At 63.2% G+C, this 18361-nt stretch carries 17 protein-coding genes and 1 pseudogene; 11 read left to right on the top strand and 7 right to left on the bottom strand.

Annotation, left to right across the window (positions count from 1 at the left end; genetic code table 11):
* Positions 1-21: 21 nt before the first annotated feature.
* Both ACYG9Z_RS17450 and ACYG9Z_RS17445 read left to right on the top strand, forming a co-directional pair.
* Positions 22-1779 carry an ABC transporter ATP-binding protein gene (locus tag ACYG9Z_RS17450; RefSeq protein WP_023698913.1) on the top strand — a complete coding sequence of 586 codons (1758 nt, stop codon included), beginning with the start codon at positions 22-24 and terminating at the stop codon, positions 1777-1779.
* A 54-nt stretch (positions 1780-1833) separates the two neighbouring features.
* A complete protein-coding gene (locus ACYG9Z_RS17445) occupies positions 1834-2304 on the top strand; it encodes a hypothetical protein (protein WP_156929827.1) in 471 nt (156 codons plus the stop codon).
* A gap of 10 nt (positions 2305-2314) precedes the next feature.
* On the opposite strand, the gene ilvD is transcribed toward ACYG9Z_RS17445, so the two are convergent.
* Positions 2315-4159, bottom strand: coding sequence for a dihydroxy-acid dehydratase (gene ilvD, locus ACYG9Z_RS17440; RefSeq protein ID WP_023712616.1), 1845 nt, complete (start codon positions 4157-4159; stop codon positions 2315-2317).
* A gap of 270 nt (positions 4160-4429) precedes the next feature.
* Between ilvD and ACYG9Z_RS17435 the strand changes: the two genes are divergently transcribed.
* The gene (locus ACYG9Z_RS17435) at positions 4430-4900 is read left to right on the top strand and encodes a VOC family protein (protein WP_023738135.1); all 471 of its coding nucleotides are present in this window, start codon (positions 4430-4432) and stop codon (positions 4898-4900) included.
* A 179-nt stretch (positions 4901-5079) separates the two neighbouring features.
* On the opposite strand, the gene ACYG9Z_RS17430 is transcribed toward ACYG9Z_RS17435, so the two are convergent.
* On the bottom strand, positions 5080-6672 hold the full coding sequence (locus ACYG9Z_RS17430) for a peptide chain release factor 3 (protein ID WP_023738134.1): 1593 nt from the start codon (positions 6670-6672) through the stop codon (positions 5080-5082).
* Positions 6673-6812: 140 nt separating this feature from the next.
* Between ACYG9Z_RS17430 and ACYG9Z_RS17425 the strand changes: the two genes are divergently transcribed.
* Positions 6813-7886: an NAD(P)/FAD-dependent oxidoreductase gene (locus tag ACYG9Z_RS17425; protein ID WP_023752999.1), complete on the top strand. Its 1074-nt coding sequence runs from the start codon at positions 6813-6815 to the stop codon at positions 7884-7886.
* On the opposite strand, the gene ACYG9Z_RS17420 is transcribed toward ACYG9Z_RS17425, so the two are convergent.
* The 3 genes from ACYG9Z_RS17420 to ACYG9Z_RS17410 form a co-directional block, all read right to left on the bottom strand.
* Positions 7880-9253, bottom strand: a complete 1374-nt coding sequence (locus tag ACYG9Z_RS17420) for an amidase (RefSeq protein ID WP_023725823.1) — start codon at positions 9251-9253, stop codon at positions 7880-7882. The genes ACYG9Z_RS17425 and ACYG9Z_RS17420 overlap by 7 nt on opposite strands.
* A gap of 301 nt (positions 9254-9554) precedes the next feature.
* A complete protein-coding gene (locus ACYG9Z_RS17415; protein ID WP_023752998.1) occupies positions 9555-10349 on the bottom strand; it encodes a class II glutamine amidotransferase in 795 nt (264 codons plus the stop codon).
* Positions 10350-10364: 15 nt separating this feature from the next.
* Positions 10365-10619 (bottom strand): DUF6356 family protein, encoded by a 255-nt coding sequence (locus tag ACYG9Z_RS17410; protein WP_023685117.1) that lies wholly within the window; start codon positions 10617-10619, stop codon positions 10365-10367.
* A 113-nt stretch (positions 10620-10732) separates the two neighbouring features.
* Here ACYG9Z_RS17410 and ACYG9Z_RS17405 point away from each other — a divergent pair, with 113 nt between their 5' ends.
* From ACYG9Z_RS17405 to ACYG9Z_RS17380, 6 genes and pseudogenes are all read left to right on the top strand, one after another.
* Positions 10733-11203: an Lrp/AsnC family transcriptional regulator gene (locus tag ACYG9Z_RS17405; protein ID WP_023672880.1), complete on the top strand. Its 471-nt coding sequence runs from the start codon at positions 10733-10735 to the stop codon at positions 11201-11203.
* 85 nt (positions 11204-11288) lie between these two features.
* Entirely contained in the window at positions 11289-11774 is a 486-nt protein-coding gene (gene dut, locus ACYG9Z_RS17400; RefSeq protein ID WP_023690041.1) for a dUTP diphosphatase, read from the top strand.
* Complete coding sequence (locus ACYG9Z_RS17395; protein ID WP_023685119.1) at positions 11775-12434, top strand: HAD family hydrolase; 660 nt, start codon at positions 11775-11777, stop codon at positions 12432-12434.
* Between the two features lie 176 nt (positions 12435-12610).
* Complete coding sequence (locus ACYG9Z_RS17390; RefSeq protein ID WP_023685120.1) at positions 12611-13429, top strand: hypothetical protein; 819 nt, start codon at positions 12611-12613, stop codon at positions 13427-13429.
* A 76-nt stretch (positions 13430-13505) separates the two neighbouring features.
* Positions 13506-14308 (top strand): annotated as a pseudogene (locus tag ACYG9Z_RS17385) (isocitrate lyase/PEP mutase family protein).
* Between the two features lie 12 nt (positions 14309-14320).
* On the top strand, positions 14321-15316 hold the full coding sequence (locus tag ACYG9Z_RS17380) for a proline racemase family protein (protein WP_023685122.1): 996 nt from the start codon (positions 14321-14323) through the stop codon (positions 15314-15316).
* A 5-nt stretch (positions 15317-15321) separates the two neighbouring features.
* On the opposite strand, the gene ACYG9Z_RS17375 is transcribed toward ACYG9Z_RS17380, so the two are convergent.
* Positions 15322-16023, bottom strand: coding sequence for a sulfate transporter family protein (locus ACYG9Z_RS17375; RefSeq protein ID WP_023685123.1), 702 nt, complete (start codon positions 16021-16023; stop codon positions 15322-15324).
* Between the two features lie 196 nt (positions 16024-16219).
* A complete protein-coding gene (locus tag ACYG9Z_RS17370) occupies positions 16220-17122 on the bottom strand; it encodes a DMT family transporter (protein ID WP_023715576.1) in 903 nt (300 codons plus the stop codon).
* 215 nt (positions 17123-17337) lie between these two features.
* Here ACYG9Z_RS17370 and ACYG9Z_RS17365 point away from each other — a divergent pair, with 215 nt between their 5' ends.
* Entirely contained in the window at positions 17338-18330 is a 993-nt protein-coding gene (locus ACYG9Z_RS17365; RefSeq protein ID WP_023692653.1) for an adenosine kinase, read from the top strand.
* Positions 18331-18361: the final 31 nt, after the last annotated feature.

Here is an 18361-nt window from a genome sequence, read left to right as displayed (position 1 = left end):
GTCAGGCATGGGATCGGCCATTTGTTTCGCTTCTTCCGTTCGACGGAAAACCAGCGCCTTATCGCAAGGCTTTTGCGGGAATCCTTTCACGCGCATAGATTTGGCTACGCTGCGGCCATTCTGTCGATGCTGGTTGTGGCGGCAACGACAGCAGCCAGCGCCTATATGCTGCGCGAAATCACCAATGAATTCGTGGTTTACAAGCGGATTGGGCAGGTCAATCTGATCGCGGCGGCGACCGGAGCGATTTTCATTCTCAAGGGCTTCGCAAACTTCATCCAGGCCTACTTCATGAGCAGGGTCGGCAATGCCATCATCGCCGACCGGCAGCGCAAGATCTATGACAGCATTCTTGCGCAAGGCATCGAATTCTATCATTCGACCTCTTCGTCCGAACTGATTTCGCGCATGACGAACAATGCCCAGGCCGCGCGCAGCGTGCTCGACCAAATCGTCACGTCCTATGTTCGCGACCTGGTGACGCTGGCTGCGCTGGTGGGGGTGATGGTCTGGCAGCAGCCGGCGCTGTCCCTGATCTGTCTGGTGATCGGGCCGATCGCCATTTACGGCGTCAATCGTATCCTGAAGCGCGTCCGAAAAATTGCCTCGCAAGAATTCCGTTCGCTCGGCCAGATCGTGCAGGTGATGCAGGAAACGGCGATCGGCGTGCGCGTCGTCAAATCCTTCGGTCTCGAAGGCGCCATGCGCAAGCGCATGTACAAGGCCGTGTCGGACGTGGAGAGCCGCGCCAACAACATCGCCACGCTGGAGGCCGCCACCAGCCCGGTGATGGAAACGCTTGCGGGGCTGGCCATCGCTGGCGCCGTTTTTGTCAGCGGCTTCCTGGTTCTGGGCGGCGGCGGTCAGATGCCGGGCAACATCATGGCGTTCATCGCGGCGCTGCTGTTGGCCTATGAGCCGGCCAAGCGCCTGGCCCGCGTACGCATCTCGCTTGAAACCGGCATTGTCGGCGTGCGCATGATGTTCCAGCTCGCCGACCGGCCGCTGACGCTGGCCGAAAAGCCGGATGCAAAGCCGCTGCGGGCCGGGCCGGGCGAGATCCATTTCGACAATGTCAGCTTCGCCTACCCCGAAAGCGCGCCGGTGTTCGAGGGACTGGACCTGACGCTTGCCGCAGGCAAGATGACGGCGCTGGTCGGACCCTCGGGCAGCGGCAAGTCGACCATCCTCAACCTGATCATGCGCATGTACGACCCGCAGGTCGGCAGGGTGATGTTCGACGGGCAGGACATTTCTTGTGCCACGCTCACCTCGGTCAGGGAAAAGATCGCCTATGTCAGCCAGGACACGTTCCTGTTTGCCGGCACGATCATGCACAACATCAGGCTCGGGCGCGAGGGCGCCACGGACGAGGAAGTAATGGCCGCCGCAAGGGCCGCCAATGCACATGACTTCATCAGCGCCCAGGCGAAAGGGTACGACACGGATGTCGGCGAGAATGGCGCGCTGCTGTCAGGCGGCCAGCGCCAGCGCATCTCGATCGCGCGCGCCATGCTGCGCAATGCCGAAATCCTGCTGCTCGACGAGGCGACCAGCGCGCTCGACGCCGAATCCGAGGCGCTTTTCCGCGACGCGCTGCAGCAGCTGACGGTCGGGCGCACCACCATCGTCATTGCCCACCGCCTGTCGACCGTGCACCAGGCCGACACGATCGTGGTGCTGGAGGCCGGCAAGGTGGTGGAAAGCGGCGCGCATCGCACGCTGCTCAACCAAGGCGGGCTGTATCAGAAGCTTTATGAATATCAGCTGATGCCATAACGGAGTGCGAGTATGCGCGCTGCTCGGTTCATGTCCTTTCTACGATCCGTCTTGTTGGGCACCTTTGCCGCGCAATCTCCTGCCATGGCTCTCGACTACGACAAGGCGCATCACCTCGACGCGGAGAACCTCGCCGAACAAGGAATCGCAAAGACCTACCAAGAAGTTTTGCCCGAGCTTCGGCAATATGTGAAAGACCCAATCGCAATCGAGGAAAGCGTAGACATGTACGCTTCACGATATGCCGTGCGCTCGGCTGGCCAGGAGTTCGTGATATACGCCCCGGATAGGGTGGGCAGCGAAGACAAAAGCTGGGGCACGGCCACTTATGTCTTCTTCAAAATCATCAATGACCAACTCACCCATTCGGGCGTGCGATACTACGCGCTCAACGGTGGAAACGACCTGTTCGGCATCTTCTTGACACCATCACAGGCGGAAGACGCAAAGCGATCGCTGCCAACCCGCACGGATTGGCCCTATCTTCCCGATCCGAAATCGCCTTGGTACGGCCAGTACCACTAGCCGGGCTGGATCACTCCGGCACGTGCCGCACCGCGCCCTTGTCGGCGCTGGTGGCGAAGGCGGCGTAAGCGCGCAGCGCGGTCGTCACCTTGCGCTTGCGCTTTTCCTCGGGCTTCCAGGCCATGGCGCCCTTTGCCTCCATGGCCGCGCGGCGCGCGTCGAGTTCAGCGTCGCTGACAGCAAGCCGGATCGTGCGGTTGGGGATGTCGATCTCGATCGTATCGCCTTCCTGCACCAGTCCGATCGTGCCGCCTTCCGCTGCTTCGGGCGAGGCATGGCCGATCGACAGGCCTGATGTGCCGCCGGAGAAGCGGCCGTCGGTGACCAGCGCGCAGGCTTTGCCGAGGCCTTTCGACTTTAGATAGCTCGTGGGGTAGAGCATTTCCTGCATGCCGGGACCGCCGCGCGGTCCTTCATAGCGGATGACGACGACATCGCCGGCCTTGATTTCGTTGGACAGGATCGCCTTCACGGAAGCGTCCTGGCTTTCGAACACGCGGGCCGGGCCGGTGAACTTCAGGATCGACTCGTCAACGCCGGCCGTCTTCACGATGCAGCCGTCGAGCGCGAGATTGCCTTTCAGAACCGCAAGCCCGCCGTCTCTGGAGAACGGCGTCTCGGCTGAGCGGATGACGCCCTTCTCGCGGTCGAGGTCGAGCTCGTCCCAGCGGCGGTCCTGGCTGAAGGCGACCTGTGTCGGCACGCCACCCGGAGCGGCGAGAAAGAAGTCGCGGACGCTCTGGCTCGAGGTGCGGGAGATGTCCCAATGGTCGAGCGCTTCGCCGAGGCTTGCCGTATGCACCGTCGGCAGGTTGCGGTTGAGCAGCCCGGCATTGTCGAGCTGGCCGAGGATGGCCATGATGCCGCCTGCGCGGTGGACGTCTTCCATATGCACGTCGGACTTGGCCGGTGCGACCTTGCATAGCACCGGAACCCGCCGTGACAGCCGGTCGATGTCTTCCATGGTGAAATCGACTTCGCCCTCGTGGGCGGCGGCCAGGATATGCAGCACCGTATTGGTCGAGCCGCCCATGGCGATGTCGAGCGTCATGGCGTTCTCGAAGGCGCCCTTCGAGGCGATGCTGCGCGGCAGCGCCGTCTCATCATCCTGCTCGTAGTAGCGCTGGGCGAGATCGACGATAAGGTGACCCGCCTCGACGAACAGCCGCTTGCGGTCGGCGTGGGTTGCCAGCGTCGAGCCGTTGCCCGGCAGCGAGAGCCCCAGTGCTTCGGTCAGGCAGTTCATCGAATTGGCGGTGAACATGCCCGAGCACGAGCCGCAGGTCGGGCAAGCCGAGCGCTCGATGACCTTGACGTCCTCGTCGGAGATCTTGTCGTCGGCGGCGGCAACCATGGCGTCGACCAGGTCGAGCGCTTGTGTCTTGCCGGCGAGCACCACCTTGCCGGCTTCCATCGGCCCCCCGGAGACGAAGACGCTTGGGATATTGAGGCGCAAGGAGGCCATCAGCATGCCGGGCGTGATCTTGTCGCAATTGGAGATGCAGACCATGGCATCGGCGCAATGCGCGTTGACCATGTATTCGACCGAGTCCGCGATCAGCTCGCGCGACGGCAGCGAATAGAGCATGCCGTCATGGCCCATGGCGATGCCGTCATCGACGGCGATGGTGTTGAATTCCTTGGCGACACCGCCGGCCTTCTCGATCTCGCGCGCCACCAGCTGGCCAAGGTCTTTCAGATGGACATGACCCGGCACGAACTGGGTGAAGGAATTGACCACCGCGATGATCGGCTTGCCGAAATCCGAATCCTTCATGCCTGTGGCGCGCCACAGGCCGCGGGCGCCGGCCATGTTGCGGCCGTGGGTGGTGGTGCGGGAGCGATAGGCAGGCATGAATTTTCCTTGGCTGGCTGGCTGCGCTCAACGCGGAGCGTGGCGGCGCTGGATTTGGATCGCAGGGTTTATAGACCGGCAAGTATGGTCTGGCCACATTTTTGCAATGCGCCAGAGTCTCGCTGAAATCAGGGTTTCGAAAAAGATTGCCGGCCAGTGTCGGATCGCTAGCCCGGCATCCGTCCTTGGGACGACGGCAAGGGAATGGTACCATTTCTATAAGTCAGCCGCTTCACCTGTAATCGCAACCAAACACCCGAGGAGCATGACATGCAAAAGATCACCACCTGCCTGTGGTTCGATGGCCAGGCCGAAGAGGCGATGAATTTCTACGTCTCCATCTTCAAGAACTCGAAGGTACTGAGCGTGCTGCGTTGGCCCGAAGGCCATACCGATGCCGGCAAGGCGCTGGTGACCACGTTCGAACTCGACGGCGTGCGGTTCCAGGCGCTCAACGGCGGACCGCAATTCAAGTTCAACGAGGCGATGTCACAGTCGATCGACTGCAAGACCCAGGAAGAGGTCGATTATTTCTGGGACAAGCTCATCGAAGGCGGCGGCGAACCGTCGCAATGCAGCTGGCTGAAGGACAAGTTCGGCGTCTCCTGGCAAGTCGTGCCGGAGCAACTGCCGCGCCTGCTTCTGGATCCGGACCGGGCCAAGGCCGGGCGGGTGATGTCGGCGATGATGCAGATGAGCAAGATCGATATTGCGAAGATCGAGGAAGCTGCGGAGGGGTGAGAAGGGGTCCGCGTAGCGGACGAAAAGCCAATTGCTTGGCTTTTCGAGCTTCGAACGCCCTGAGCCATGCGGAGGGCCGGCGCGCGTTGGAGCCAATTGACCCTTCAACGTCGGCGCTGCCCCTCATCCGCCCTTCGGGCACCCTCTCCGCGTAAACGGGCAGAAGGAAAAGGGGCGCCTTACGCCGCCTTGTCGCGGACCTGGTAGTCTTTGACGGTTGCGAAGCGGATCGCCTTCCAGCGTTCGGCTTCGTAGTTCAGCGAGAAGGCGTGCTGGGCCAGAAACACAGGGTCGTTGTCGAGGTCGCGGGCGATGTCGCCGCGATGCGCTTCGATGAAGCGAAGCGTCTCGCCCTTGTCGTCGGCCGAGATCCAGCGGCAGACCGAGAAGCGCGACATTTCGAATTCGACCGGCAGCGTGTATTCGAAATTCAGCCGCTCCTTCAAAACGTCGAGCTGCAACGCGCCGACGACACCGACGATGGCAGGTGAGCCATCCTCGGGCGAAAACAGCTGCACGACGCCTTCCTCGGCCATCTGGTGCAGCGCTTCCTTGAGTTTTTTCGCCTTCATCGCGTCGCCGAGGCGCACACGGCGCAGGATTTCCGGCGCGAAGTTGGGTACGCCGCGGAACAGTATCTCCTCGCCTTCGGTCAGCGTATCGCCGATACGCAGCGTGCCGTGGTTGGGAATGCCGACGACATCGCCGGCAAACGCTTCGTCGGCGGTGACGCGGGTGCGGGCAAAGAAGAACTGCGGCGCCGACAGGCTCATCGGCTTGCCGGTGCGCACCAGCTTGGCCTTCATGCCGCGCTCGAGCTTGCCCGAACAGACGCGCACGAAGGCGATGCGGTCGCGATGGTTGGGGTCCATATTGGCCTGGATCTTGAACACGAAGGACGTCATCTTCTCCTCCGTCGCCTCGACCTTGCGGGTGTCTGCGTCCTGCGCACGCGGCGGCGGGCCGAAGGCGCCGAGCGCCTCGATCAGGTCGCGCACGCCGTAATTGCGCAGCGCCGAGCCGAAATAGACCGGCGTCAGATGGCCCTCACGGAACGCGTCAATATCAAGAGGTCGGCAGGCCTCGCGCGCGAGTTCCAGCTCCTCGATGAAGGCTTCGCGCTCGTTTTCCGGCAGCAGGCCGGCGACGCGGTTGGAGTCGGGGCCGTTGACCGGCGTGCGGTCTTTCTCGGCATCGCCCCTGCGCACAGCGTTGAGCGCCAGGTGGTAGGTGCCGGCAAAAGTCTTGCCGCGGCCGATCGGCCAGGTGATGGGGGCGGTGTCCAGCGCCAACTTCTGCTCGATCTCGTCGAGAATTTCGAACGGGTCGCGGCTTTCGCGGTCCATCTTGTTGATGAAGGTGATGATCGGGATGTCGCGCAGCCGGCAGACTTCGAACAGTTTCAGCGTGCGCGGCTCGATGCCCTTGGCGGCGTCGATGACCATGACGGCCGAGTCGACCGCCGAGAGCGTACGATAGGTGTCGTCGGCGAAATCCTCGTGACCTGGCGTGTCGAGCAGGTTGAAGACATTGTCCTCGTATTCGAAGGTCATCACCGAAGTGACGACCGAAATGCCGCGCTCGCGCTCGATCTTCATCCAGTCGGACCGGGTCTGGATGCGGTCCTTCTTGGCCTTGACCTCGCCGGCAAGCTGGATGGCGCCGCCGAACAGCAGCAGCTTTTCGGTGAGCGTCGTCTTGCCGGCGTCGGGGTGGGCGATGATCGCGAAAGTGCGGCGGCGCGATACCGCCTGTTCGATGTCTTCAGCCAATTTCTGGAATCCTGTCTGTGGCGCGGGCTTCTAGCAGCGCATTGCCAGCCTGTCGACCGTTTCGGGCCGGCAGGCCTCGACCGCCCTTGAGCTTAACCCGCTGCGGTGGCATCAGAGGAGCCCAATTTGAGAGGTCCGGTATGAGCAGCGCTAAAGAAGTCATCGTCATCGGCGCCGGCATTATCGGGGCGTCCATCGCCTGGCACCTGACCAAGGCCGGGGCGCGGGTGACTGTGATTTCCGATAGTGGTGCCGGCGGCGTCGCCACGCCAAACTCCTTTGCCTGGATCAACGCCAGCTGGGGCAATCCCGAAATCTATTTCCGGCTGCGCATCCGTGCGATGGCCGAATGGAAGCGGCTGGCAAACGAGCTGCCCGGCCTGCCGCTCGCCTGGTGCGGCGGGCTGTGCTGGGATCTGCCGGCAGGCAGGCTCGAAGCCTACGCGGCTGAGCACGCTTCCTGGGGTTACGGCATCGAACGCGTCGACGCCGGGCGGGCAGCGCAAATCGAGCCCAGTCTCGTCGAGCCACCGGAATTGGCTGTCTATGTCGCGGAAGAAGGCGTGGCCGAACCGGTCGCAGCGGCCAAGGCGCTGCTGGCCGACGCAGAACGGCAAGGTGCGCGCGTTCTCTCCAGTTCTGTAACCGCACTTGTCCAGACCTATGGCAGGATTACCGGTGTCGATACATCGCATGGGCTGATGGCAGCCGAAGAGGTGGTGATCGCAGCCGGCGTCGGGGCGCCCGATATTGCCGCTACCGCCGGCATCAAGCTACCTATCGAGACCCCGCCCGGCCTGATCGTCCACTCGCGGCCATACAAGAAGCTGCTCAACGGGCTGGTGCATGCCGAAAAGCTGCATATGCGCCAGACGGCGGAGGGCCGCATCATTGCCGGCTCGGATTTCGCCGGCGGCGATCCAGGTGAGAACCCCGACGCCACGGCGCGCGATTTGTTCGCAGCAATGAAGGCGGCCTTGCGCGGCGCCGACGGGCTGGAATTCGAATTTCACACGGTTGGCTACCGGCCGACGCCGATCGACGGCTTTCCGATCATCGGCCGCGCCGAGGGCGTCGACGGCCTCTATGTCGCCGTCATGCATTCCGGCGTCACGCTGGCGCCGGCGGTCGGGCTGTTCGCCACGCGCGAAATTCTCGACGGCGAGCGTGATCCGCTGCTGACGCCTTATGGGTTGGGTCGGTTTGCTCAGTAGCCCGGCGGACGCTTGAAGCCGCCGGTCAGCGCTTCGATCGCCTTGGCGATGCCGAGCAGCCGCGATTCCGACCAGCGCTTGCCGACCAGTTGCAGGCCGATGGGCAGGCCGTCGCGGTCTTGCCCGCAGGGCAGCGAGAGTGCCGGATGGCCGGAATAATTGAAGACCGCGCCATAGGCCGGTAGCATCCAATAGCTTTGCTCCTTGCCGTCGACTTCGATCGGCGTGCCGGGCTCACAATGCGCGAAGGCCGTGGTCATGGCGACCGGGCACAGCAAGGCATCGCAGGTTTCGAAGAACCTGTCCCAGGCCAGGATCGAGCGGTCGCGGCGAGCGAGCGCCTCGAACCAATTGGTGATCGGCGTTGGCTGCTCCGGCGGTTCGGGCTGCGCTGCCTCCAGCATCATGCCGATCAGATCGCCGCCCTGCTCCAGATCGTCATGCAGATCGATCTCAGGCAAGTTCGCTTCTTCCACAATCACCCCTGCTGATTGCAACCGCTTGGCCAGGCTTTCGACCGCGGCAGCGATTTTACCAGCCACCGGAAAGCCGGGGAAGGACGGCGCGACGGCGATGCGCAATGTCTTGAGGTCGAGCCTGGGCATGGCCTCTACGGGCACCGGCGCGAGGTCGGTGTCTGCTCCGTCCGGGCCGGCGATGATTTTGTAGATCAGCGCAAGATCCTCCACGCTGCGCGCCAGCGGGCCGAGGCAGGACATCAGCCGCACGCTACGCGCCGCGCCGTTCGGATCGGGGAAGGCGCCGGCCAGGGACACGCGGTGCTCGGTCGGTTTCAACCCGTAGACGCCGCAAAAAGCCGACGGCAGGCGGATCGAATCCTGCATGTCGGTGCCGACATCGAACGGCGTCATGCCGGTCGCCACCGCTGCCGCTGCGCCACCGCTGGACCCGCCTGACGTGCGCGATCGGTTCCACGGATTGCTGGTGCGACCGAACAGCGGATTGTCCGATTGCCAGTCGCCCAGCATCGTCGCGACATTGGTCTTTCCAATCAGGATGCCGCCTGCGGCTTTCAATCGGGCGACGACCGGGCTGTCTGCCTTTGCCACATAGTCGGCGAATGGTGCGAAACCAACCGTGGTCTTCATATCAGCGGTTTGGTGCATGTCCTTCAACGTGAAAGGCACGCCATGCAGCGGTCCGAGCGCATCGCCGCGCGCCTGCACCGCGTCGGCTTGTTTCGCGCGCTCGCGGGCGCCTTCCCGATCGAGATTGACGACCGCGTTGACCGCCTCGCTGTGTCGGTCGATTTGGGTCAGATGGGCGTCCAGAGCTTCGACGGCGGAGATCTTTCGCGCCGCGATTGCGGCGGCGAGATCGATGGTCGAGGAAAAGGCGAGGTCCATGATTGCTCCGGCTGCTGCCAAACGTATCGCGGTTTAAAACCAAGTTCAGCATTCGGAGATCATCGGCGCTTGATCAAAATTGCGCTTGCCGGTCGGTAGAGGTTGGCGCTCTACGGCGCCCCCCTCTGTCCTGCCGGACATCTCCCCCACTTTGGGGGAAGATTGGCAGCTTTGGCTTCGGCGCCCCTTTTCCTGCGTTGAAAATTGGCGAAGGCCGCCGTGACCTCCAATCTCCCCCCTCGTGGGGGAGATGTCCGGCAGGACAGAGGGGGGCGCGAAGGAATGCGGCTTAGACTAGGGCCTAGACGACCAGTGCCAGCCTTGCCACAGCCGGCACGAACGGCCGAATGCTCATCCCATCGCCAGTGATCGTGACAAAACTCGCCGGCGGGATCGCCTGCCAGTCGCCGCCTTCGCGGTCGAAGGGTTCGGACACGATGCAACGACCGCCGTTGCGGAGCGACGTGTACAGGGTCGGTGCGTGGGCATCGCTTGCGTAGCGCACGGCATAGAGCGCGCGCCCATCCGAAAGGGCCGCAGTGAGTTTCAAGGCCGGTTCGAGACCGGCGTGGCGTGACGCCTCCAGAACCCGAGCGGTGGCGCGCGATACTGCCCCTTGCGGGTCGCCAGCAAGACCCTCGTCGATCATCAGCAGGAAAAACAATTCGGAATCGGTGGTGCCCTCGCGCTGGTCGAAGACGGCGTCGCAGAGCGAGTTCTCCAGCGCGCGGCGGATCTTTTCGAAGCCGCCGATCTGGCCGTTGTGCATGAACGACCAGTTGCCGGAGATGAAGGGATGGCAGTTCATGCGGCTGGTGGCGCCGCCGGTCGACGCCCTGACATGGGCGAGGAACAGGCCGGATTTGATCTGCCGGCATAGGCTTTTCAGATTGGGATCCGACCAGGCCGGCAGGATGTCGCGGTAGAGGCCGGGCTCGGGCCGGTCGCCATACCAGGCAAGGCCGAAACCGTCGCCATTGGTCGGCGACTTGGCTTCCTGGGCGCAATGGCTCTGGGCGATCAGCGAGTGGCAAGGTGCGGTGACGACGTCTTCGAGGAAGACCGCTTCACCCAGATAGGCCGCCCATCGGCACATGGCTTCTAACCAATCCTAGGCGCGATCCAAGAGAGCCTGGGGCTCCTTGACCGCGTGCGAGCCTCTGTTGTGCGTCCGCTCGTAGAGTTCGCGAACGATTCGGCTTGCCGTAGTTTCGAAGAGAAACGGCAAGAAAGCGTGAACGAGTGCCGCACCAGCGGCCATCAGGAGGCGCGAGCAGAACCAGGCGGCAAAGGCCATATGGCTGAAATAGGTCTCGCCCACCTTGGCCGGGTGAGAGGTGAACAGCTTCGAAAACAGCGTCGTCATGGTGATCCCTCCTGCCGGGATAAGCCCCGATGTGGGTATCCTGCCACGGGGTAAAGGTTCATCGGTCTCAATTTGTCCTTGTCTAACGCCGTGGTTCGGGACATTCATCCCACATGGCGCTTGAATTTGATGAAATCGACCGAAGATTGCTGGCCGAGCTGCAACGCGACGGCACACTATCGGTCGATCAGCTCTCCGAAAAAGTGTCGCTGTCGCGCAACGCCTGCTGGCGCCGGGTCAAGCGGCTGGAAGAGGACGGCGTCATCACCGGACGGGTGGCGCTGGTCGATGCCGACAAGCTCGGGCTCGGACTTTCGGTGTTCATCCTGATCCGCACCTCCAATCATGACCCGGACTGGCTGCAGAAGTTCCGTGCGGCGGTGACCGGTTTTCCCGAGATCACCGGGGTCTATCGCATGTCCGGCGATCTCGACTACGTGCTGCGCGCCCGCGTCGCTGACATGAAGGCCTATGACCGGCTCTATCAGCGGCTGATCGCCAAGGTGGCGCTGTCGGACGTTTCGGCCTCCTTCGTCATGGAGGAGATCAAGGAGACGACCGTCGTTCCGATGGAATTGCGCTAGGTCACACTCACGCCTGAAAGAAAGCCGTTGATAGGCCTGCGGACGAGTTGACCGAATCGCCGTTCGCGCCGATAGGATCGATTTTATGCGCGCAGCCCTCCACAATTCCTCCGTCATCGGTCCAACCGTCGGCTTCGTCAGGTTGCCGCATGGCGATGGACTTCCCCTTCCCGCTTACGAAAGCACCGGCGCCGCCGGCATGGATCTGCGCGCCGCGGTGCCGGAAGACCGGCCGCTGCTGATCCTGCCTGGCAAGCGCGCCTTGGTGCCGACCGGTCTGATCCTGGAAATTCCCGAAGGAATGGAAGGCCAGGTGCGGCCGCGCTCCGGCCTTGCCTTCAAGCATGGGCTGACCGTCCTCAATTCACCAGGCACGGTCGACAGCGACTATCGCGGCGAGGTTAAGGTGCTGCTGGTCAACCTCGGCGACGAGGATTTCGCGGTGACGCGCGGCATGCGCATTGCCCAGATCGTCTTTGCCGCTGTGACGCAGGTGACGGTTGAGGAGCGCTCGCTGGCCGGCGCCACGACGCGCGGCGCGGGCGGGTTCGGATCGACCGGCACCGCCTGAATGAGCATACCGAAACTGGTCATCTTCGACTGCGACGGAATCCTGGTCGACACCGAGAACCTTGCCAACCGGCGGCTTGCCGAGTGGTTTGTTGCCGCCGGTTATCCCACCACATTCGAATATTGCCGCAAATATTTTTCCGGCCGCAGCATGGCTTCGGTGCAGAAGGAAATCGAAGAGACGACCACGGTGCGGCTCGGCGCCGATTTCGTCGATCGCTGGAATGCCGGCCTGCCCGATCTGTTTGCGCATGGCGTCGAGGCGATCCCCTATGTGCGCGACTTCATCGAGGCGGTTCGCGCGGCCGGCATTCCCTATTGCGTCGCCACTTCCGCGCGTATCTCGAAGATGCACATCACGCTCGGCCAGACCGGGCTGCTGCCGCTGTTCGAGCATGCCATGTTCTCTTCGACCATGGTCAGCCGCGGCAAGCCGTTCCCGGACCTGTTCCTGCATGCGGCAAAGACCATGGGTTTTGCGCCGGCCGACTGCATCGTCATCGAGGACAGCGTTGCCGGCACGCAGGCCGGCATTGCCGCGGGCATGCGTGTCTATGCCTATCATGGCGATCCCTATTCCGACCGCGATGGCCTGGCCAGCGCCGGCGGCGTCCTGTTCGACGACATGCGCGAACTTGCCGGGCTGGTGCCGATCCACTGAAGCTGTGTTAGGTTCCGCGCGGCCAGCCTGAGGCGCCCATGCCAACGAACCTGCTTCGCTCCATCCTAAAGCGTTTCACCGTTTCATGGAAACGGCGAACCGCTCTATCTTTTTGTTTTGTTGCAATTTCCGGCCGGAAAACCGCACACACTTTTCCCGAAATTGCTCTAGCGCTTGTGCTGCTGCCGTGGCTTTGGACCGCAGCCGGCGCGCAAGCCGTCAGCTTCCCGGAATTCGGCAGCGCCATCCCCGGCCACATGGATGTGACCTATCTGGACCTCGCAAGGATGGTCATTCCCGGCCTCGCAGGTGACAGCAACGGTTTCTACCGGGGTGGATTGCCGATCGAGATGCGCCACATCGAGGGACCGGATGGCGGCGGTTCGCCGCCTGAGACATCGGGCCTCTCCAACGCCGGCGTGCTCGCCATCAAGGCCGGGGGCAAGGACCGGCTGGCGATGCTCTACGACCTCGGCGACTCTCCCGACAGCGCCGAAGGCTATGCCGTGCTGGCGCTCTACGACATCACAGACAAGCCGAAGCTGCTCGACGCCGTCAATGTCGCGCTCGACCGCGGCACCTATTTCCGTGAACCGGGCAAGCTTTCCGTTGGGCCGAACGACGACATCGTGATCACCATGAGCGCGCATTTCAATTCAAGCCAAAACTACGCGATCACGCCGCTGATCATGGTGCGCGACGACAAATTCCAATTGATCGACATGATCTTGACCTTCGATGAGAACCTGTGCGCCTACAGCCGCAAGCAGGACGTTGCTTTCCAGACGATCGCTGACGGGCAGCCTTATGCCGCAGTCAAAGTGACGGTGACCGACGCCACGGTGCTCAACGGCGAGAGCTGCGACGGCCAGCCGCCCAAGCCTGAAGCCCACGCAATTTCCGTTGCCTATCATTGGGACAAGAAGACGTTGCACTACGTCAAGGATTCCGACGCGCTGGATAGATTGGCAGGAGAGAACGCCAAACGCTTCTGAGCCAACCGCATTCGTTTGCCCGGTGCATTTCTTCACGATAGAATCTGCCGATATTCCGCATCTGAAGGGAGCACTCATGGACAAGGGCAAGATCTTTCGCGACCTGCACGCCTCGACCTTCGTCATGCCCAACCCCTGGGATGTCGGCACGACCAAGCTCCTGGCCTCCTTCGGCTTCAAGGCGCTGGCGACGACCAGCGCCGGTTTTGCCTTCTCGCGCGGCCTGCCCGATGGCGCAGTGACCTTCGAGGCGATGATCCACCATTGCCGCGAGCTGACGGCGGCAACCAGCCTGCCGGTGTCGGCCGATCTCGAGAAAGGCAAGGGCGACAGCGCGACGAGTGCCGCCGAGACGGTTTTTGCGGCCGAAGCGGCAGGTCTCGCCGGCTGCTCGATCGAGGACCATACCGGCGATCCCGACAAGCCCATCTATGAGTTTTCACACGCCGTCGAGCGCGTTGCAGCTGCTGCTGAAGCCGCACGGGCGCTCAAGCATGATTTCGTCTTCACCGCACGGGCCTGAATTTCCTTTGGGGCAAACCGGATCTCGACGACACGATCAAGCGGCTGCAGGCCTTCGAAAAGGCCGGCGCCGATGTGCTCTATGCGCCCGGCCTCAAAGATGTCGAGACCATCCAGAAAGTCTGCTCGGCGGTGAGCAGGCCGGTCAACGTCATGGCACTGTCGGCCTTCACCATCGCCGACCTCGCCATGGCCGGGGTCAAGCGCATCTCGCTTGGGCCGTGGCTGACCAATTTCGCCTTCGGCATGCTGGAAACTGCGGCGCGAGAGATCCAGCAGGACGGCACGTTCGGCTTCACCCGCGCCGCCATGCCGTTCGGCAAATTGCAGGCGCTGTTTTCCAAATCCTCAGGCTAGGGGTCCCGGCGCATGACGCTCACCGTCGTCGACATGCACACCGGCGGCGAGCCGCTCAGGATCGTCACCGGCGGCTATCCAGACATTCCCAAAGGCACGATCCTGGAAAAGCGCGCCTATGTGCGCGACCACCTCGACCATTTGCGCAAGCTGCTGATCTTCGAGCCGCGCGGCCACTACGACATGTATGGCGCGCTGCTGGTGGAGCCCGACCTGCCCGGCGCCGACCTCGCCGTGCTGTTCATGCACAATGAGGGCTATTCGACGATGTGCGGCCATGCCATCATCGCGCTCGGCCGCTACGCCGTCGACGAAGGGCTAGTGGTCAAGCAGGAGCCAACCACCACCGTCAACATCGAGGCGCCGTGCGGCATGGTCGTCGCCTCGGTCGAGGTCAGGGACGGCAAGGCCGGCGCGGTGTCGTTCGAAAGCGTGCCGGCCTTTCTGTTTGCCCATGACCAACAAATCGAATTGGCGGGATACGGCAAGATTGCGTTCGACATCGCCTATGGCGGCGCCTTCTACGCGCTGGCCGACTGCCATCAATTCGGCCTGGAGTTCGGCCGCAGCCGGGTGCGCGATTTCGTCGACGCGGCAACCGCGCTGACCGAACGGCTGAAGGCGGCGTTCCCTCTATCGCATCCCGACCATGCCGATCTCGCTTTCCTCTACGGCACCATCCTCACCGATGGACATGCATTCTCCGGCGAGGCAACGAAAAACATCTGCGTCTTTGCCGATGCCGAGGTCGACCGCTCGCCGACGGGCTCCGGCGTCACCGCGCGGCTGGCGGCAATGCATGCCAAGGGCGAGATCAACCTTGGTCAGGAGCGGTCCTTCGAAAGCATCGCCGGCTCGCGCTTTTCCGGCGCGGTGGCGCGCACGACCATGGCCGGCCCGCATGATGCGATCATCGCCCGCGTCGGCGGCCGCGCCTACTATTCGGGCCGGGCAGAATTCACCGTCGAGCCGGATGACGAATTGGGACGCGGTTTTCTTCTGCGTTGATAGGCCTATCGCCTGGCGCTCTCCCGCGCGCCGACCGCCTTGTGCAGATGCACCATCATCGCGGCAGCGAAGAGCGGCGTCAGCAGGTTGAGCAGCGGCACGGCGAGTAAGGCGGCAATGAGCAGCCCGGCCAGAAACACGGTGCCGGCATGTTTCCGGCGCAACGCCCTCGCCTCATCTTCCGGGCGGAAGCGCATGGCGGCGAATTCGAAGAATTCACGTCCCAGCAGATAGCCGTTGACGATGAAGAAGGCGGCGATGTTGATGCCCGGCACCAGCAGAAGCAGCAGGGCAACGATGTTGCCCAGGATGACGACGCCGAAGAATTTTACCGACAGCACCAGCGAGCGCAGCGCCGGCATGGCGCGTCCGACCGGATCGGCGGGATAGTCGGTGCGCTCGACCACTTCGGCGATGTCGTCGAGAAACAGGCCCGCCACGATTGCCGTCACCGGCGCGATCAGCAGCGCCATCCCGAAGGCAAGCGCGATTGCGGCGACGATGCCGCCCAGCCATCCGGCCCATGACGGCAGGCCGGGCAACAAGGAGTGAACCCATGGCAGCGCCAGCCAATCGACAAGCCCGGTCAAAGCGAACCACAAGGCGACCAGCGCCAGCACTGTCAAGCCTAGCGTCTTCAGGAAAACCGCGCGGAATTCGGGAGAAAACAGCCGGCTGAAGGCGGCGCGGGCAGCGTTGGAGATCACGGCGTTTCCACCCCCAGGAACAAAGGATATCTCCGACATAGGTGGAGACCCTGTCAGCCGCAAGCCTGCTGGAGCGGGCGCAATTCCGGACGGGAACTAGAGCATGATCCCAAAAAGTGGGCACCGGTTTTTGGAAAAATCATGCTCCAACAAAGGGTTAGATCATGATGAGATTTCAACCAAATCTCATCATTATCTAGCGCGCCAGCGCCCGGGAGCGGGCTGGGATGGTCATCGCCGCAACGCCGGCGACGACGCAGCCCATGCCCCAGAGCGCCGTCGGCCCGAGGCTTTCGCCGAGGAACACGACGCCGATGCCGACGCCGATCGGCACGCGCAGATAGGCCTGCGACGTCGTGCCGACCGAACCAAGCGTGTGGATGAGGCGGAAAAAGATGCAGAAGGCCAGCGCCGTGGAGAACACCGACAATGCCAACAAGGCCAGTATCGACGCCATTGAAGGCGACAGCGTCCACGGGCGGTCGAAGGCCAGGCTCAAGGGGACGAGGATGACTGCGCCGCACAGCATCGAGCCGGCGGCCGGCAGCATCGGGTCGAGTCCCCTAAAGCCGCGGCCAAAGATGGCGGCGCCGGCATAGCAGACCGTGGCGGCAACGACGGCAAGCTGCGCCCACAATTGATGGCCGAGCCCGCCAAGCGCCTGGGTGCCGACGATCAGGCAAATACCGGCGATGCCGGCACCGACGCCGAACAGCTTGCGCGCGGTTACGGTTTCGTGGCGGGTGATGAGCGCGGTCAGCAGGAAGGTGAAGATCGGCGAGGTCGCGTTGAGAATGGTGGCGAGGCCGGCGTCGATGGAGCGCTCGGCGGCGGCGATCAGCGTGAATGGCACGACGCTGTTGAGGCAGGCCTGGACCATGAACCGCCACAAGGTCGCGCTGTCCTTGGGCATGGCGAGGCCGCGCCAGCGGATCAGCGCGAGCAGGATGGCGCCGGCAATCAAGGTGCGGGCAGCGATGAAGGATATCGGCGGGATCGTCTCGACACCGATCTTGATGAAGGTATAGGACGCGCCCCACAGGGCGGCCAGCACGCCAAGCAGCGCCAGTTCGGTGGTCATGTCGGTCTTTGCTTGCATGCGGGTGCTTCCAGCGCTTGATTTGAGGCCAAGCTTGTAGGCGACCCGGCGGTCAGATGCTTCGGCCACGGTCGAACTGTGATGGAGCCTCGTCCCAGGCGCGCGCGCCGGCTTGGGCCGGCAAAGGATGGAAATCGGTTGCCATTTTTCGGGGTGATGCTGTAGACCCGCCCGGGCGCGGCAGAAAGCCGGCAGGTTCCGAGGCGGAGACATTGATGCCGGATTTTGACGTGCTTTGCATCGGCAATGCCATTGTCGACATCATCGCCCAGTGCGACGACGCTTTTCTCGAGACCAACGGCATCATCAAGGGTGCGATGAACCTCATCGACACCAAGCGCGCCGAGCTGCTCTACAGCCGCATGGGGCCGGCGATCGAGGCCTCGGGCGGCAGCGCCGGCAACACGGCGGCGGGCGTCGCCAGCTTCGGCGGCCGCGCCGCCTTCTTCGGCAAGGTGTCGAACGATCCGCTCGGCGAAATCTACGCCCATGACATCCATGCCCAGGGCGTTGCCTTCGACACCAGGCCGCTTGAGGGACAGCCGCCGACGGCGCGCTCGATGATATTCGTCACCCCCGATGGCGAGCGTTCGATGAATACCTATCTCGGCGCCTGCGTCGAACTCGGCCCGGAAGACGTCGAGGCCGACAAGGCATCCGGCGCCAAGGTTACCTATTTCGAGGGCTATCTGTGGGATCCGCCGCGCGCCAAGGAGGCGATCCGGCAGACGGCGAAGCTCGCACACGAGGCCGGGCGCGAAGTGTCGATGACGTTGTCGGATTCGTTCTGCGTCGACCGCTACCGGGACGAGTTCCTCGAGCTGATGCGCTCGGGCACTGTCGACATCGTCTTTGCCAACAGCCACGAGATCAAGTCGCTCTACCAGACAAAATCCTTCGACGAGGCGCTGGCGGCTATCCGCAAGGACTGCAAGATTGCCGCCGTCACCCGCTCCGAAAAAGGCTCGGTGATCGTGCGCGGCGACGAGACCGTCACCATCCAGGCGACGACGATCCGCGAACTGGTCGACACCACTGGCGCCGGCGACCTCTACGCCGCCGGTTTCCTCTATGGCTATACGAGCGGGCGCAGCCTGAAGGATTGCGGCGATCTCGGCTCGCTAGCCGCCGGGCTGGTGATCCAGCAGCTTGGGCCAAGGCCGCGGCAGAATTTGCGCAGCGCGGCCCAACTGGCGGGGTTGCTGTAGGGCCATCTTTCGGCGCGCAGCGCCCAGCCAG

The organism is Mesorhizobium sp. RSR380A (assembly GCF_054719385.1).
Note: the sequence above shows the minus strand (reverse complement) of the source record. Positions and strands in the feature narration are given on the sequence as shown.

Coding starts and splice junctions, on each gene's coding strand:
- ACYG9Z_RS17415 (WP_023752998.1), bottom strand. CDS start 10,349: ATGTGCCGATGGGCGGCCTATCTGGGTGAAGCGGTCTTCCTCGAAGAC.
- ACYG9Z_RS17405 (WP_023672880.1), top strand. CDS start 10,733: ATGGCGCTTGAATTTGATGAAATCGACCGAAGATTGCTGGCCGAGCTG.
- ACYG9Z_RS17370 (WP_023715576.1), bottom strand. CDS start 17,122: ATGCAAGCAAAGACCGACATGACCACCGAACTGGCGCTGCTTGGCGTG.
- ACYG9Z_RS17420 (WP_023725823.1), bottom strand. CDS start 9,253: ATGGACCTCGCCTTTTCCTCGACCATCGATCTCGCCGCCGCAATCGCG.
- ACYG9Z_RS17435 (WP_023738135.1), top strand. CDS start 4,430: ATGCAAAAGATCACCACCTGCCTGTGGTTCGATGGCCAGGCCGAAGAG.
- ACYG9Z_RS17380 (WP_023685122.1), top strand. CDS start 14,321: ATGACGCTCACCGTCGTCGACATGCACACCGGCGGCGAGCCGCTCAGG.
- ACYG9Z_RS17425 (WP_023752999.1), top strand. CDS start 6,813: ATGAGCAGCGCTAAAGAAGTCATCGTCATCGGCGCCGGCATTATCGGG.
- ACYG9Z_RS17410 (WP_023685117.1), bottom strand. CDS start 10,619: ATGACGACGCTGTTTTCGAAGCTGTTCACCTCTCACCCGGCCAAGGTG.
- ilvD (WP_023712616.1), bottom strand. CDS start 4,159: ATGCCTGCCTATCGCTCCCGCACCACCACCCACGGCCGCAACATGGCC.
- ACYG9Z_RS17395 (WP_023685119.1), top strand. CDS start 11,775: ATGAGCATACCGAAACTGGTCATCTTCGACTGCGACGGAATCCTGGTC.
- ACYG9Z_RS17365 (WP_023692653.1), top strand. CDS start 17,338: ATGCCGGATTTTGACGTGCTTTGCATCGGCAATGCCATTGTCGACATC.
- dut (WP_023690041.1), top strand. CDS start 11,289: ATGCGCGCAGCCCTCCACAATTCCTCCGTCATCGGTCCAACCGTCGGC.